The organism is Microbacterium sp. 77mftsu3.1, assembly GCF_900100525.1.
Classification (GTDB): Bacteria; Actinomycetota; Actinomycetes; order Actinomycetales; family Microbacteriaceae; genus Microbacterium; species Microbacterium aquilitoris.
The window spans coordinates 150,753-163,796 of record NZ_FNCR01000006.1 but is presented as its reverse complement, the minus strand read 5'-3'; the positions used below and the strand labels follow the sequence as shown (position 1 = coordinate 163,796).

16 protein-coding genes are annotated in these 13,044 nt (G+C 68.1%); 5 read left to right on the top strand and 11 right to left on the bottom strand.

What is annotated here, in order from left to right:
- The first annotated feature begins 16 nt into the window (after window positions 1–16).
- Together BLR68_RS15630 and BLR68_RS15625 are read left to right on the top strand one after the other, a co-directional pair.
- Window positions 17–463: a hypothetical protein gene (locus BLR68_RS15630; RefSeq protein ID WP_018185997.1), complete on the top strand. Its 447-nt coding sequence runs from the start codon at window positions 17–19 to the stop codon at window positions 461–463.
- 38 nt (window positions 464–501) lie between these two features.
- A complete protein-coding gene (locus BLR68_RS15625; RefSeq protein ID WP_018185996.1) occupies window positions 502–2,709 on the top strand; it encodes an ATP-dependent DNA helicase in 2,208 nt (735 codons plus the stop codon).
- A 49-nt stretch (window positions 2,710–2,758) separates the two neighbouring features.
- On the opposite strand, the gene BLR68_RS15620 is transcribed toward BLR68_RS15625, so the two are convergent.
- Together BLR68_RS15620 and BLR68_RS15615 are read right to left on the bottom strand one after the other, a co-directional pair.
- Window positions 2,759–3,313 carry a hypothetical protein gene (locus tag BLR68_RS15620; protein WP_018185995.1) on the bottom strand — a complete coding sequence of 185 codons (555 nt, stop codon included), beginning with the start codon at window positions 3,311–3,313 and terminating at the stop codon, window positions 2,759–2,761.
- Window positions 3,314–3,493: 180 nt separating this feature from the next.
- Window positions 3,494–4,795, bottom strand: a complete 1,302-nt coding sequence (locus BLR68_RS15615; RefSeq protein WP_018185994.1) for a hypothetical protein — start codon at window positions 4,793–4,795, stop codon at window positions 3,494–3,496.
- Between the two features lie 38 nt (window positions 4,796–4,833).
- Here BLR68_RS15615 and BLR68_RS15610 point away from each other — a divergent pair, with 38 nt between their 5' ends.
- Both BLR68_RS15610 and BLR68_RS15605 read left to right on the top strand, forming a co-directional pair.
- The gene (locus BLR68_RS15610) at window positions 4,834–6,084 is read left to right on the top strand and encodes a DUF7007 domain-containing protein (protein ID WP_018185993.1); all 1,251 of its coding nucleotides are present in this window, start codon (window positions 4,834–4,836) and stop codon (window positions 6,082–6,084) included.
- Window positions 6,081–6,650, top strand: a complete 570-nt coding sequence (locus tag BLR68_RS15605) for a hypothetical protein (protein WP_018185992.1) — start codon at window positions 6,081–6,083, stop codon at window positions 6,648–6,650. The genes BLR68_RS15610 and BLR68_RS15605 overlap by 4 nt, the downstream gene beginning before the upstream one ends.
- Here the strand turns inward: BLR68_RS15605 and BLR68_RS15600 are convergent.
- The 5 genes from BLR68_RS15600 to BLR68_RS15580 form a co-directional block, all read right to left on the bottom strand.
- Window positions 6,647–7,324 carry a hypothetical protein gene (locus BLR68_RS15600; protein ID WP_018185991.1) on the bottom strand — a complete coding sequence of 226 codons (678 nt, stop codon included), beginning with the start codon at window positions 7,322–7,324 and terminating at the stop codon, window positions 6,647–6,649. The two genes, BLR68_RS15605 and BLR68_RS15600, sit on opposite strands and share 4 nt — an antisense overlap.
- Before the next feature lie 2 nt (window positions 7,325–7,326).
- Window positions 7,327–7,593, bottom strand: coding sequence for a hypothetical protein (locus tag BLR68_RS15595; RefSeq protein ID WP_026302784.1), 267 nt, complete (start codon window positions 7,591–7,593; stop codon window positions 7,327–7,329).
- 85 nt (window positions 7,594–7,678) lie between these two features.
- Window positions 7,679–8,134: a thioredoxin domain-containing protein gene (locus tag BLR68_RS15590; protein WP_018185989.1), complete on the bottom strand. Its 456-nt coding sequence runs from the start codon at window positions 8,132–8,134 to the stop codon at window positions 7,679–7,681.
- 69 nt (window positions 8,135–8,203) lie between these two features.
- Window positions 8,204–8,983, bottom strand: a complete 780-nt coding sequence (locus BLR68_RS15585; RefSeq protein WP_040570483.1) for a hypothetical protein — start codon at window positions 8,981–8,983, stop codon at window positions 8,204–8,206.
- Between the two features lie 169 nt (window positions 8,984–9,152).
- Window positions 9,153–9,611 (bottom strand): DUF4429 domain-containing protein, encoded by a 459-nt coding sequence (locus BLR68_RS15580; RefSeq protein ID WP_081626420.1) that lies wholly within the window; start codon window positions 9,609–9,611, stop codon window positions 9,153–9,155.
- A gap of 77 nt (window positions 9,612–9,688) precedes the next feature.
- Here BLR68_RS15580 and BLR68_RS18020 point away from each other — a divergent pair, with 77 nt between their 5' ends.
- On the top strand, window positions 9,689–10,015 hold the full coding sequence (locus BLR68_RS18020; RefSeq protein ID WP_176770696.1) for a hypothetical protein: 327 nt from the start codon (window positions 9,689–9,691) through the stop codon (window positions 10,013–10,015).
- 50 nt (window positions 10,016–10,065) lie between these two features.
- Here the strand turns inward: BLR68_RS18020 and BLR68_RS15570 are convergent, their stop codons facing one another.
- Genes BLR68_RS15570 through BLR68_RS15555 form a run of 4 tightly spaced genes read right to left on the bottom strand, consistent with a single transcriptional unit; the run spans window position 10,066 to window position 13,043 of the window.
- Window positions 10,066–10,287 (bottom strand): hypothetical protein, encoded by a 222-nt coding sequence (locus BLR68_RS15570; protein WP_018185984.1) that lies wholly within the window; start codon window positions 10,285–10,287, stop codon window positions 10,066–10,068.
- Window positions 10,284–11,492 carry a hypothetical protein gene (locus BLR68_RS15565; RefSeq protein WP_040570481.1) on the bottom strand — a complete coding sequence of 403 codons (1,209 nt, stop codon included), beginning with the start codon at window positions 11,490–11,492 and terminating at the stop codon, window positions 10,284–10,286. Before BLR68_RS15565 ends, BLR68_RS15570 begins: the two co-directional genes overlap by 4 nt.
- Window positions 11,493–11,522: 30 nt before the next feature.
- Window positions 11,523–12,281: a SprT-like domain-containing protein gene (locus BLR68_RS15560; RefSeq protein ID WP_051082771.1), complete on the bottom strand. Its 759-nt coding sequence runs from the start codon at window positions 12,279–12,281 to the stop codon at window positions 11,523–11,525.
- A 24-nt stretch (window positions 12,282–12,305) separates the two neighbouring features.
- A complete protein-coding gene (locus BLR68_RS15555) occupies window positions 12,306–13,043 on the bottom strand; it encodes a DUF7226 domain-containing protein (protein ID WP_018185982.1) in 738 nt (245 codons plus the stop codon).
- Window position 13,044: the final 1 nt, after the last annotated feature.

The following is a 13,044-nucleotide window of genomic DNA, read 5'->3' as shown; positions in this document are numbered from 1 at the left end:
CCGCGCATAGAAGAGCATGACCTCTTCCACTGCGCGCCTGCTGCTCCTGCGCCTCGTCGGCGTCCTCGCCCAAGGCTTCCTCCTGGTAGCGGGCACCATCCTGTTCGTCTTCGGCATGCTGGACCTGTTCGTCCCGCTCGCCTTCATTGCGCTCGCGCTCGCGTGGGCAGTCTTCCGTCCCGCTACCGCCCGCGCGCTCGCTCGCAGCGAGTACGACGAGCACCGCCTGATCGACCTCGACCCGGAGGGCTCCCCCGCACGCGGCGCAGAGCGCCTGAACTCCGAACAGTACGCACGGTTGCGAAGCGCCAGTCTGCGCCGCCGGGTTCGACGTGACCGCTCCCTGCCCCGTGACAGGTTCGACACCACCGCCGCGGTCGCCACGACCATCGTGTGGCTGTCCTACGCCTCGTTCACCGCATCCGTGGCCGCCACCGCCGCCATCACCGCGGTCACCCGCTGATGTCACACGCGCCGGCCCAGACCGCGCATGGACAGGGCATGCCTGTCACTGCGCTCGACATCCTCCAGACCACCGTTCGCCTCACCGTCGGTGAACGCGCCGAGCCGCGCCCCGGTCAGGTCGCCCTCACCGCTCTCGCCTCCAACGCGATGAACGTGCGCGGTCACGCTGCCGCAGTCGCCCCCACCGGGTCCGGCAAGAGCTACTCCCTGGGCGCTCCGGCGTTCGAGCGCGCTGCCCTCTGGGGTGAGCGAGTGATGATCAGCACGGAATCCCTGACCCTGCAGAAGCAGATCTTCGAGAAGGACTTCCCCCGCCTGGCCGAGGCGACCCTGCAGCTGACGGGCGAGGAAGTGACCTTCGCCGTCGTCAAGGGGACCTCGAACTACATCGACCCCCGCAAGCTCACCTCCACCGCCGCGCTCATCACCGGGCTCGACGACGGCATCCGGAAGACCAAGGACTGGCAGGAAGCCTTGTTCCGCGCGAAGCCGACCCCGGAGATCATGGCCGCACTGGACGGTGCGGACTTCGAGGCTCTCCGCAAGCTCGTCATGTGGTGCTTCATCCAGTACGACGACGAGAACCTCGTCGGCGACCGTCACTCCTGCCCCATCAAGGTGAGCGAGGCCGAGTGGCGTCTTGTCTCCGCCTCGTCCGCCGAAGCGGCTGGTGAGAAGGACCACTACTACGTGCCGAAGGCGATTCTCGCGAAGGAGCGCGCGTCGGCCGCGGACATCGTCATCGTGAACCACACGCTCCTGGCCATCCAGGCCGCCAAGGGCATCAACATCGTCCTCGGCAACCGCACCTACGGCCACTTCGACCACCTGCTCATCGACGAGGCGCACGCCCTCCCGGCGGAGGTCCGAAAGCAGGGCGCGTCGGTGATCTCCGGCGGCGTCCTCATGAGCCTCATCTACAAGGTGGACAAGCTCGCCGCCAACGCCGGCCGGTGGAAGACCGCCGGTGAGCACCTCGCCGATGCGCTGGACCGTGAACTCCGCCAGTTCCTCGGGGGCCCGACGCAGAAGAAGGTCGAGAAGGACGACGACCCGCTCGGCGTCGTCGGAGTCATGCTCACCTCGTGGGTGAAGGACGCCCAGAAGCTCCTCAAGCCCGCCGCCGAGTCCACGAACGTGCGCACCATGCTCGATGGAAAGCGGACCGTGCAGCGCTGCGATGAACTGCTCGAGGCCATCGCCTCGTGCTCGAAGTTCCGTGCCGGTGACGCACGGTGGGTGGAAGTGCCCGAGGCTCCCGCGGGCGCGTCGCGCCGGTCGTGGGCGGCTGCGAACGCGAGTCCCGTCAACGTCGCGCAGAAGCTCCTGAACAACCTCTACACCATCGATCGCCTCACCGATGAGGGCGCTGGCGCCGATGACGAGACGGCGCCGGACGCCGATGACGTCATCAACCTCGGTGTCGTCGCTGTCTCCGCGACCCTCCCCGAAGGGTTCGTCCACCAGGCAGGCCTGCGGACCGCGGTCGTCGAGTACGCCTCACCGTTCGAGGACGCGTACGCCGGGTCGTGCCTGTTCATCCCGAACGGCGTGCCCCACATGATGGCTCTCACCACCCCCGGTTACAGCGGGCGGCGGAAGTTCGACACCGCTCAGCACCAGAAGTGGGCGGCGGAGATGGCGCGCCGGCTCATCGAAGCCAACGGTGGCTCAGCGCTCCTGCTGGCCGCGTCCGCACGCTCGGGCAAGTTCTACGTCGAGCAGCTGCGTCGTCAGTTCCCGGGCCTGCACATCTTCTCCCAGTGGGATGGGCCCACCGCCACCAGCACGGTGGACGACTGGAAGGCGGACCCGTCCTCCGTCCTGGTCGGAACGCGCTCGCTGATGACGGGACTGGACGCGCCGGGGAACACGAACAGCTTGGTCATCCTCGACCGCATCCCCCGTTCCCCCAGCAACGCGCAGGACGACGCCCGCGCGGAGGACATGATCTCCCGCGGCGTCGACAAGTTCAACGCGGAGCGTTTCGTCTACGCCGGTGATGCCGCACTCCTCGAGGCGCAGGCCGTCGGCCGGCTCATCCGCGCAGCCGCGGACCGTGGGATGGCCGCGGTCCTGGACCCCCGCCTCCTGAAGTACAAGCGGTCGCAGTTTCCCGGCTACGCCGAGGCGACCCGGCAGACGTACATGAAACCGCTGTCCGCGTTCGGGGTGAAGCTCTCCGACGAGGACACCGCACTCGGCTGGCTTCGCGCCCGCCGGGGTGCCCCCGTCGCGGCCTGAGAACGACGAAGCCCCCGCAGACCTGGTCTGCGGGGGCTTCGTCGTGCGTTCAGTCGTTGATGGTGAGGGCGTCGGCCTTCGCGGGGGTGACCGCTGCGAGTGCGCGGCGTTGCGATGCGGCCTCGTTCCAGGAGGGGGCGCTGCTGTTCATGCGGTTGTTGCGCTGCTCGCTCCACACCAGGGTGCCCTTGCCCTGCGAGGCCTGACGGCAGTTGTCGAGGAAGCGTGCCAGCGAACGCTCGTCGAGGTCGAGGGAGCGAGCTGACGGCCAGCGCTTGTGCTTCGCGCTGAAGCGGCCGAGCTTGGCTGCCCGGTCCTTGAACTCGCGCGATCCGGTCATGGGGCGCTCGCGCTTGCCGTCGTCCAGCCATCCGGGGACCTGCTCGTCCAGGTGCGAGCGGAGCTCGGCGTCCATCGTCTTGCCGCGAAGGCCCGCGGTCGCCAGGCGCCGGAACCCGTGGAGGATGTTCCCCGCGGTGCGCTCTTCCGTGGTGTCCTGCCCGGTCATCCGCGGCAGACGGCCGTGGGTGTCGCGGTACTGGCGCAGGACCTCGACGGGGTGGATCCAGGCGGGGGCGGGTGCATGGGGGTGCAAGGTGTTCACAACAGCTGTTCTTTCAGGTGGGCGCCGGGGCTCGGCTATGCAGGCTTGGGGGCCTTCGGGGTGGACCCGCCCTGTTGGGCGGTGGGGGCTTGCATAGCGGTTCGGGTTCCGTCTGCTCCACCTACATGCGCGGTGTCCCTATGGATCGTGACCATGTTGACAACGCGCACGGTCATCGTCTTAGATCCCGTCCTCAACGACGGTGAGGACTGCTCGACTGACGGCGGTCTGGTCCGTGCCGTTGAACTGGTCGTGCTCCTTGACGGTGGCGGTGACGGTGACCTTCTGCCCTACCTGGCTGTCGGTGAGGTTGCTGCGATCGCCGGATGCCCACCAGATGACCTGGTTGCCGGTCTCGTCGTCGCGGAACACTACGCGGGTGCTCGGACCGTGCTCCCCGGTGTGGCTGACCTCGCAGACGGTGACGGTCATCGGCCGGCCGCGGAACCGTTCCTTCACGGCCCCGATGTGTCCCGGGTTGTAGAGCTCATCCGCTTCGCTCTTGGCGGCGTCCTGCTCTGCTTTCCAGCGGAGAGCATTGCGGTACGCGGAGACGGCGGAGACGCCGATGCCGAAGTGACGGGTGCCGACCTGGCGATCCTGGCCGGCGAGGACGGTGCGAAGGTTGTCGATGTAGGGACTGTCACCCTCGGGCTGTTCGTTGACCCAGGCGAGGATCTTCCCTGCCATCTCCCGACGCTCCGGTTCCTCACCGAGGGCGAGGTAGCGGCGAAGTTCGACCAGCACCTTCTGCGCGGTGGACGGTTCTTCCGTGGTGGCCTTCGACTTCGGGACGAACTCTTCCCCGTCCCGGCTGGCGGCGAGCGCGGCGCCGACGAGCTCACGGGCGGGGATGACGATGTCCCCGGTCGCCTGTGCGAAGCGGTCCCGCTCCTCGGCCTCTTCCCGGTCATCGTCGAGGTCGAACGTCATCGACCAGAGCCCTTCGGGGCGGATGCCGAGGAAGGCGACCAGGCAGTTGCTGCCGACCACCTTCTCCTCACCGTCCTCGTTGACGACGGTGAACACCTTCCCGCGCCGGCGGGTGTGGCCGCAGTGGTCGCAGCGCATCTCGTCGATCTTCGCGGGGCCGAAGTTCAGGATGTGCCCGTCAGCGGTCATTTCGTGCGCGGCCGCGAACTTCCACCCCTGCACTTTCAGGGTCGGAGCGTTCAGGGTGAGGCGGACAGCGGCGACACCGACGGGGTCACCCTCTTCCCGGTGGATGTAGTCCTCGGTCTCGTAGGTGAACCGGTCTTCGACACCCGCGCGCTCGAGCCGCCGGTTCGCACGCACGATGCGCTTGATGGCCTCAGGGAGCATCGACTTCGGCATCGAGTAGACCGGGTTGTACGGCTCCTCTGGGGCGGCTTGGAGTGTCATTTCGGGGTCGGAGTGGGTCTGGTCGCCGAAGCGGCCGGTGGTCTTCTCGCGTGCCTCTTCACGTCGGGCGGTGGCGTCCTCGCCTCGGGGTGTCGTCATGCATCCCATGTACGGGGCGCGCCGCGCACATGAACACCATGACCAAGATCAATGCTGCCGCCGAAGCTCGCCGCGAGAGTGCCCGCCACACGGATGGGGAGTTCGGTGAGCACGAGCACTCCGCCCCTGAGCTCGCCCTCACCGGAACCCAGTGGCCCGAGGACCTCGGCCGGAGCGAACCGCGCCGTACCGGCGACGAGTGGCTGGTGTCCAAGTGGGGCACCGTGGACGTCCCGTACGGCGCCCGCACCCCGTGGGGTCCGGCGCAGCACGCTTCTCGCGAAGCCGACGGCATCGTGTTCGTCCCCACCGCCGGGCACGGCGGCTACAAGCTCTCCAAGGAGCGCAACGCTGCCATCCCGCCCGCGTACCGGAACGCCTCTGGCTGGTACGACGAGGACGACGACCGCGCCATCGTCGATTTCTACCACCACGACGCGCTGTTCAATCGTCCGCAGGACGCAGGCACTCCCCGCGGGGAGCGTCTGACGTACCTCGACCAGGCTCTTCGCGACCGCTACCCCGCCCAGTGGGAGCGCGTGAACGGTCGGAAGCTCGAGGCGGGTGAGAGCCGCACGAAGGACGAGCAGACCTGGCGCGACGACAACGCCGACGAGTATGTCGTGGTCTCCCACCGGATCGTCAGCACAAGCCCCGACCTCGTCGAGGTGACCGCACGTCGCGAGTCGACGGGCGACGAGGACAAGTTCGTCCTCACGAAGGCTCAGTCGGATGTCGCGAAGGCAGAAGCCGAGCTCGAAGCAGGCGCAGGCTCCCGATACCGCATCCCCGAGGGTGTCACCCCGGAGCCGCGCCCGGAACCGGAGGTCGTCCCCGTCATCCCCGGCGTCACCGCCGTCCCCTCCACCGAGGGTCTGACCGCGGCCGCGGCAAAGAAGGTGCAGGCCGACCTCGACAAGCTGTGGCGACTGGACGACAGCCGCGTGCTGACGCTTCGCCAGCAGATCGAACAGGGCATCATCACGGGCAAGGAGGTCCGTGTCGACCCCACCTCAGGTGCTCGGAGCTTCTACCTCGTCGACGCGAACACGAACCAGCTCGTGAAGGTCTCGAAGGGGACTTTCGACGCGTACGAGGCTCCGGACACCCGCACCGAGCGTGACCTCGCCTTCGAGGAGTACCAGGTCGCCAGCGCGAAGTTCGACAAGGCCGAGCGCGCGGTGGACGCCGCATGGCGACCGACCCGCGAGCAGTACGACATCCTCCGGATGGCGCGCGAGCTCAAGGAAGCGGCGTACGCGAAGTACCAGGCGACCCCGGAAGCATGACCATCGACACTCAGGCCCGCGACCGGGTGGGCCGGTTCGCGGAGAGCACGAACCACGCTCCCGAGGTCACCCTCGCTCCCCCGGCCACCGACAGTGTGCTCGGGTCGCTGGTCTCGTACAACGGGATCCCGAGTCACCGCATCATCGAGGTCGGGGCCGGGTCACTGACCCTGCGCGCGCCCGACGGCAGCCGGGTGATGGCCACCGCTGATGAGGTGGAGCATCTGCCGGAGGATGCCGCGGCGCGCGAGGTGAACATCGCCGCTGAGGCGAACGTCGCCAGGCTCCTCATCTCCGTGCGTGGGCTCAGCAGGTACCGGAAGGATGACCTGGACGCGCCCACCGGCCGTGGCGAGCGGGAGGCACTGGACGCCCTGGCGACGCTGTACGTGTCGGGGCAGCTGCCGATGGAGCGGTACGTCTACGCGATGCGCGCGAGTGAGCGCGCACCGCTCGCGGCCCAGCACGCGGCCTTGTCCATCCTCGCGCGTCCTCACCTGACCACCGAGCACTACGACGCTCTCACCGAGCGTGTACGCCGCGCTGGCGGCGTTCTGCCGGACTAGAGCGAGGCGAAGAACTCGGCAGGTTCGACGAGTTCGACCTCTTCCTCGCGTGGCCGGAACAGCCCTGCGAACAGGACGGCGACCACCGTGGCGACCCCGCCGGCGGCGAGCCAGACGGCACCGTTCGGAACGCGTGCGAGTTGCGTGCGCCATGACTCGGCTTCTGCCGATGCGGCGGCCTTGTCCACGAGGGTGAGAGTGAACTCTCCCCCGCCCTGGTAGGTGGCGTTCTGCGGGCCGGCGTCCGTTTCGACGGTGATGGTCGCCGCCTGCTTGAGGATGTCGAGGTACTCGGTCCGGTACTTGCCGGTGGTGAGGGTGTAGTTGCCGCTGAGCAGCTGCGTCGTGGCCGAGGTCAGGAAGAAGGCGTTCGGGATGACGGCGTCGATGGTGCAGCCGTGAGCGCGGTTTTCGTACCCGCCGCACCAGATCTCCTGGTCGAGGTTCGCGGCGGAGATGAGCTGCGCGTAGTCGGCGTACTTCTCGCGGTCGTAGCTGTCGAACTCGATCGTCGCGTCGAGCTGGCTGTGATCGATAGCCAGGCGTGAGGTCGCACTGCGAGCGCTCTGGGCCTGGATGTCGCTGGTGAGTATCAGATGCCCGACCATCATGGTCGCACCCGCGAGAGCCCCGACTCCGAGGCCAATGGCCCAGCGGGTGAGATTGTCGGTCATGGTCAGTCCACCCCGGGGAAGCGCGCGAGGATGCGGGACTCGGGGACCTCGACAGTGTCGAAGGCGCCGCGGCAGGTCAGGAGGACGGTAACGACAGGCTCGTCGCCGTCGGCTGAACCGGTGACGATCGCGTCGTGGCGGCGCCCGAGCTCGTCTTCGATGACGACGGTCTGCCCTTCCACGAAGAGGGCGTGCTCGTTGATCGCGTCGATGTCTTCGAGCGTGGTGCGGGGGTCTTTCACGAGGTGCTCCGAGAGTGTGGTGTTCATGAGGGCGCTGTGCCCGGGAGCCCTATGCGCGAACGCGACGAGGGGCGGGTGCACCCTTCTGCACCCGCCCCTCGTGGTCTCCGTCTCAGGCGGCCAGCGGCACGGCCTCCGCCTCGCGCGCGGCGAGTGCCTTGAGGGCGGCGCCGTACTGCTCGATGACGTCGGCGCGGTTGCCGGCGACGGTGGTCGCCGTGAACAGCACCTCGTCGCCGAACGTGACGGCGGGGAACTGCAGGATGGGTGCGGAGGCCAGGCCCGCATTCTTGAACAGCTGCAGGTTGTCGGCGTTCTCGTCGGCGAGCAGCTCCTTGAACACGGGGGTGACGCCCTTGGCCTTGAGGCCGAGCTTCGCGCCGATGCACTGCGAGCACGACGGCTTCTGCCAGAGAGTCATCTCCTCGACGGCGGGCAGGGCGACCGGCTTGGGGGCAGCGGCCTCCGCGGCCTGCTCGGTCTCGATGGAGACATCGGCGTCCTCGTGGGGCTCGACGGTGACGGTGATGGTGGCGGAGTCGGTCTCGATGATGGTGGTCTCGCTCATGGTGGTTCCTCGTTTCGGGGGTGAGAGAACCCCGCCGGCGCCATGCCGGCGGGGTTCAGGGTGGGTCGGTCAGTCCTGACCGGGAAGTGCGTGGAGGGCGTAGGTGGCGAGCATGTCCAGGCGGACATGCTGGCGGGGGTACAGGTAGTCGTGAGCGTTCCGGATCGTCGAGAGCTCGGCGTGGAGCGCGGCGACCTTCTCGTCGCTGGTGCCAGCGTCACCGGAGTACGGCTGGACGGCGAACTCCGCCAGGCGGGGGAAGTCCACGATGGTCGTCGTGTCAGGGAGGCTAGCCAGGGCGTCCTCGGCGAACAGGCGTGCGACGTCGTCGGTGATCTCGGCTTCGGGCCCGACGGGCTCCCCGTCGTTCCACCGTGCGGTGACGTAGGAGCCGCGTGCTTCCGCCAGGTAGTCGCCGACACGGAGCTCGTCCGCATCGACGGCGGTGTACTCGATGTCGGAGTAGAACGACGGGCGGGTGTAGCGACCGCTCTGTGCGCGGTAGTAAGTGACTTCGAGGATCCGCTCGACGGTGTCCGCGTCGAGGTGCTTGTGCTGGGAGATGAGGTGTGGCTCGAGCTTCATGAGCCCCGCGGCGGGTCCGCCGGCGCCCTCCCAGACGTGGTTGCGTGCTTCGGTGAGCTCGATCCAGCCGAACCGGCCGGCGCCGATCGCGCGCTCGAGCGCCTCCCGTCCGCCGGTGACTGCCTCGACGTCGGCGAGCGCCTGGTCCTGAAGGCTCATTGGCGCTGTGAGGGCAACCTCGGGGGTCGTCTTGGGGGCGTCGGTGAAGCGTCCGGTGGCGGCTGTGCGGGGGTGCGCTGCGGTGTCGAAGGTCTGGTCGGTCATGTTCATCATGTACGGGGCGTGGCGCTGAGATGGTCGCGGTGGTCGAGGTTCAGTGCACCCCGGGCGAGTCCGCAATTGAGGCGTGGAAGGGCCGTATGCGCCGCACGTCTCGCGGGCTGCACCTTCGATAGGTCCGGCCCTGCGATGAGTGAGCGCGAAGCACCCATCGTCAGATGCGACCGAGCAGTTCGGACTTCTTCTTCGCGAACTCCTCCGGCGTTAGCGCCCCACGGTCTCGCAGATTGGCCAGCTTCTCGAGCTGGTCGGTGACGCTTGTGTACACCTCGGGGCCGCGCTGTTGAGCCTCGCGCACGGCGTCTCGTACCGCCGCGAAGTCGAGGTAGCTCTTCTTGGTGAAGATGACAGCGTTCTCGTCCTTCGCTGCTTCTTGATGCTTCGAGCCACCGATTGACTTCTTCGACGTCTCGCCCGAGATCGAGAACTGGATGAACCCGTTCACCAGCAGCGACGGTGGGGTGAACTGAAGCGCGCCAATTGCCCCTACCGGAATCGCCTTCTCCGAACGCCCGTGAGTGACACGCGCCAGAAACCCCTCCCGGGTGATGAGGACGGTCCGCCCATCAAAACTGACTTGCCCGTTCACGCCAGCGGCCTTCAACACGCTCATCTGAGCCTCCCGTTCGTCATAGCAACTCAACCTCTATGCGCGTCGCATGCGCGGGGCACCGCGCTGAGATGGTCGCGGTGGTCGAGGTTCAGTGCACCCCGGGCGAGTCCGTGATTCAGGCCCCGCTTCACCTCGGATCGGGCGATGCGGAGACGGGCTGCGACCGCGTCGAGCGCGGCATCCATGTGGAGGGTGAACGTGGGTTCGACGGCGTCGCCGAGCGCGTCAGAGAGCTCCTGCAAGCGCTGTTCTCGTGCGGCAGGGGGCAGGTTGGCGATGACGCCGAGCATGGGCTCTCCTCTGGCGTGGGAGACCTATGCGCGGCGTGGGGCCATCATGTCTTCGCTGTCGTCCTCGTGCTCGATCTGCGCGAACTGGCGGGCGTGCTGAACTGCGATGGGTGAGGTGAAGGTGACCGTGAAGCCCGGGGTCTCGGCATTGGGAGCGGCCATGGTCAACCGGCGTGGGAGGAGAGGAGGGATCCGACGAGCTGGGTGACAGCGGGATCCACGTCGTCCACGTCGAATCCGAACCCGGGGAGGGACCCCTCGAGGAAGTCGACGAGGGTGGCGTGGAGTGCATCCGCTTCGGGGCTGCGCTCAAGCGTTACGGTGGGTGCGCTGTGCGAGGTGGAGGCGAACTGCCCCAGACCGTCGCGGGCCTGGGGCATGCTCACTTCTGCTCCTTCGCCCACGCCTTGATCGCGCCCTGGTAGACGGCGGTGACGGTGTCCAGCTCGGCGTCGGTGATGCCGGTCTCCGGCTGGAAGTGGCGGAGAATGGCGGCTTGACCGGCGACGCGCACGAGGGTCGCGTCCTCGTCCTGGCTGCTGTTGGCGATGGCCCAGGCGCGCTGGTCGGCGTTGAGGATGCCGATGTAGGAGTACCTGTTCGGGCCGTCCGCCAGAGCGGTGAACGCGACGTCGATCGCGGCCTCCGCCTTGGCGTAGGCGGCGGCCTTCGTCTTGGCGAGCTTGCGGACGTGCCCGCCGAAGACGCGGTCACATTCGTCCAGACCGACGGCTTCCACCTCTGCGTCGATGGCGTCGTGCGCGTTTGCGGATGCAGCCATCCGGCGGCCGAGGTCACGGCCGGCCTCGAGGTTCGCCTTCGCGAGCTCGACGTCCTCTTCCTCGGCGACGCTCCACCCGTCGTAGGCGGTGAGGAGCTGTGCGCGTGCAGCCACGGAGGCGAGGGCCAGGCCGTCGATTCCGAGTCGTGCGGATGCGGCCTGCACCTTCTCGCCGCCTGCGGGCTTGGAGTCCTCGAACTCGATCGCGAAGGCGGCGTTGTCGGAGAGGATGTCGTTCTTGGTGAGATGGTCGACGGCGCGGTCAAGGGCGGTCGCGATGCGGGTGCGCTCAGCGTCCCAGTCGGAGCGTCCACCTACCTTGAGCATGTCGCGGACTCGCAGCGAGTCTTTGAAGGCGTCGATGCCGGCGATCTCCTCGTCGCTGGCCGAGCTGATGCTCTCCGCGAGGGTGTCCACTGCGGCCAGACCCTGACGCTGCAGACGAGTCGCCCCGGTGGGGAGGGTCTCGTCGGCGCGGAGGTAGCGGGGGTCGACCACGCGGGTGTCGCCGGTGTGCTCGTTGATGGTGCCTTCGGCTCGCTCGTCGATCTCCGGCCACCCGTCCGAGCTGAACCCGGTGACGGTGGCGTAGATGTCGGTGCCGTCGATGTCCGTGTAGATGACGGGCTGGTGGACCGTGAACGGTTCAGCAACCGTCGGCGGCTCCTGCATGAATGTGGCCATGTCGAAGTCGGACCCACCTGCCTCGTCGAGGGTGAGCTCGGGGGCGGACTGGTCCTTGCCGGTGAACTTGCCGGCGACGTCACGCTGGACGTCGTGTTCGCGGAATGCAGGGGCGATCGTGGTCATGACACCCATGTACGCGGGCGCCCCGCAGAGTCAGCGCGAGGGCAGCAGCCCGCTCAGGCGCTCGGCTCCGGTCTCGAGGCGGTACTGCTGCGCCGTGACCCGGAGACCGCGCCCCGTGTCCAGGTTCACCAGTTGCGCTCGGTTTCGGCCCTTCGCCGGTTTCGTGAGCGCGTACCGCTTGCTCTCGTATCCGGGGACAGTGACCCGGACGATGGGCTTGCCCTTGACCTCTTCGAGTGCTTCCTGCCGCATTGCGGCTTGCACCTCGCCGCGGGTGGGGCGCTTCCCGCCGTCAGGGTAGACGAGCGCTTTCGAGGCTCCACGGGTCAGCCCGTCGTCAGCGATGAGGGTGTAGGTCTTCGCATTCTCTCGCAGGATGCGGTAGCGGTCAGGCATGGAACGGTGTGCGACGCGCACGTACTCCTGGCCCTCCACCTGGGCGAGCTTGGGTGCGACGACTTCCTCGCTGGCGAGGTACGGGTTCGTTCCGCACGCCTTCGGCGTTGCGCCGAGGCGAGTAGCGACCGCCTTCCAGCGCAGACCGTGCTTGTCGCTGGGAGTGAGCACGTGTGCGATCTCGTGAAGCACCGTGTCACGCACCTCCGCTTCCGTGGCGTGCGCGGCGAAATGACGCGAGACGGTGATCTTGCGTTTGGTGTACTGGCAGGCTCCGAGGCGGCTTTTCGCGCTGTCGAGCGCGAACGTCCACCGGTGCCCTGCGGGGAGGTGCTGGTCCATGAGGGCGCGGGCAAGCGCAGGAACGTCGTTGATGTTCATATCGACGTCCATGCGCGGTCCACGCGCCTCATGGTGTCAGACGCAGGTGAACGAGCCGCAGGTGCCGGAGGCGGGGATCTCGGTGAAGCAGTTCTGGCAGACCTCAGCGACCTTCGGTGCACGGGCCGCGATCACGGCACGCTCGTCGCGCGCGGCGGCCGCGGCCAGGGCGAAGTTCTCCCGCGCTTCGGCGGTGACGCGGGACTCGTCGGCGACGTAGGACTGAGCGTCGATGGTCTTCGCCCAGGACGCGGCGGTGGCGGCGCGCCGGCCGATGGTCTCGTCTCCGAGTTCGGCGACCTCGGAGATCGCGTCGGCGGCTCCCTCTTCACCGTTCTCGCGGTAGCCGGCGACAGCGGGGGTGGACTCGGCGAGCTCTGCGAGGAGCGCGGCGCGTTCGTGGTCTTCCAGGCGGGTCATGTGCTCTCCCAGAGCGGTCAGGCGCCACGCTGCGGCACCTTCGAAGTCCGTGTCGTGCTCGACGAGGCCGAGGTAGCCCGCGGCGCCGAGGTAGTAGGCGCCCTGACGGTCATCGACGCCGAGGGCGAGGGCGACCGAGCGCGGCGTGGTCACGTCGGCGGCGACGGCGGAGACGGTTGCGGAGACCTTCTCGAGGCTGTTGGCCTGCGGGATCGGGTAGGCGTCGTTGATCGCCTCGGTGAGCGTGCCGGTGGGGGCGAGAAGGGCCGCCTCGGGGGCGGTGTGCGCCTTGTCGGTGAACCGGCCTGCGGCTTCGCGGGGGTGCTGGGCTTCGTCGAAGATGATCGTCGTCATG

Bases quoted from the DNA above. Each gene is read 5' to 3' on its own strand.
- BLR68_RS15565 (WP_040570481.1), bottom strand. From the start codon at position 11,492: ATGACCACGATCGCCCCTGCATTCCGCGAACACGACGTCCAGCGTGAC.
- BLR68_RS15560 (WP_051082771.1), bottom strand. From the start codon at position 12,281: ATGGACGTCGATATGAACATCAACGACGTTCCTGCGCTTGCCCGCGCC.
- BLR68_RS15555 (WP_018185982.1), bottom strand. From the start codon at position 13,043: ATGACGACGATCATCTTCGACGAAGCCCAGCACCCCCGCGAAGCCGCA.
- BLR68_RS15580 (WP_081626420.1), bottom strand. From the start codon at position 9,611: ATGAGCGTGTTGAAGGCCGCTGGCGTGAACGGGCAAGTCAGTTTTGAT.
- BLR68_RS15630 (WP_018185997.1), top strand. From the start codon at position 17: ATGACCTCTTCCACTGCGCGCCTGCTGCTCCTGCGCCTCGTCGGCGTC.
- BLR68_RS15610 (WP_018185993.1), top strand. From the start codon at position 4,834: ATGACCAAGATCAATGCTGCCGCCGAAGCTCGCCGCGAGAGTGCCCGC.
- BLR68_RS15585 (WP_040570483.1), bottom strand. From the start codon at position 8,983: ATGACCGACCAGACCTTCGACACCGCAGCGCACCCCCGCACAGCCGCC.
- BLR68_RS15590 (WP_018185989.1), bottom strand. From the start codon at position 8,134: ATGAGCGAGACCACCATCATCGAGACCGACTCCGCCACCATCACCGTC.
- BLR68_RS15615 (WP_018185994.1), bottom strand. From the start codon at position 4,795: ATGACGACACCCCGAGGCGAGGACGCCACCGCCCGACGTGAAGAGGCA.
- BLR68_RS15595 (WP_026302784.1), bottom strand. From the start codon at position 7,593: ATGAACACCACACTCTCGGAGCACCTCGTGAAAGACCCCCGCACCACG.
- BLR68_RS15600 (WP_018185991.1), bottom strand. From the start codon at position 7,324: ATGACCGACAATCTCACCCGCTGGGCCATTGGCCTCGGAGTCGGGGCT.
- BLR68_RS15625 (WP_018185996.1), top strand. From the start codon at position 502: ATGCCTGTCACTGCGCTCGACATCCTCCAGACCACCGTTCGCCTCACC.
- BLR68_RS15605 (WP_018185992.1), top strand. From the start codon at position 6,081: ATGACCATCGACACTCAGGCCCGCGACCGGGTGGGCCGGTTCGCGGAG.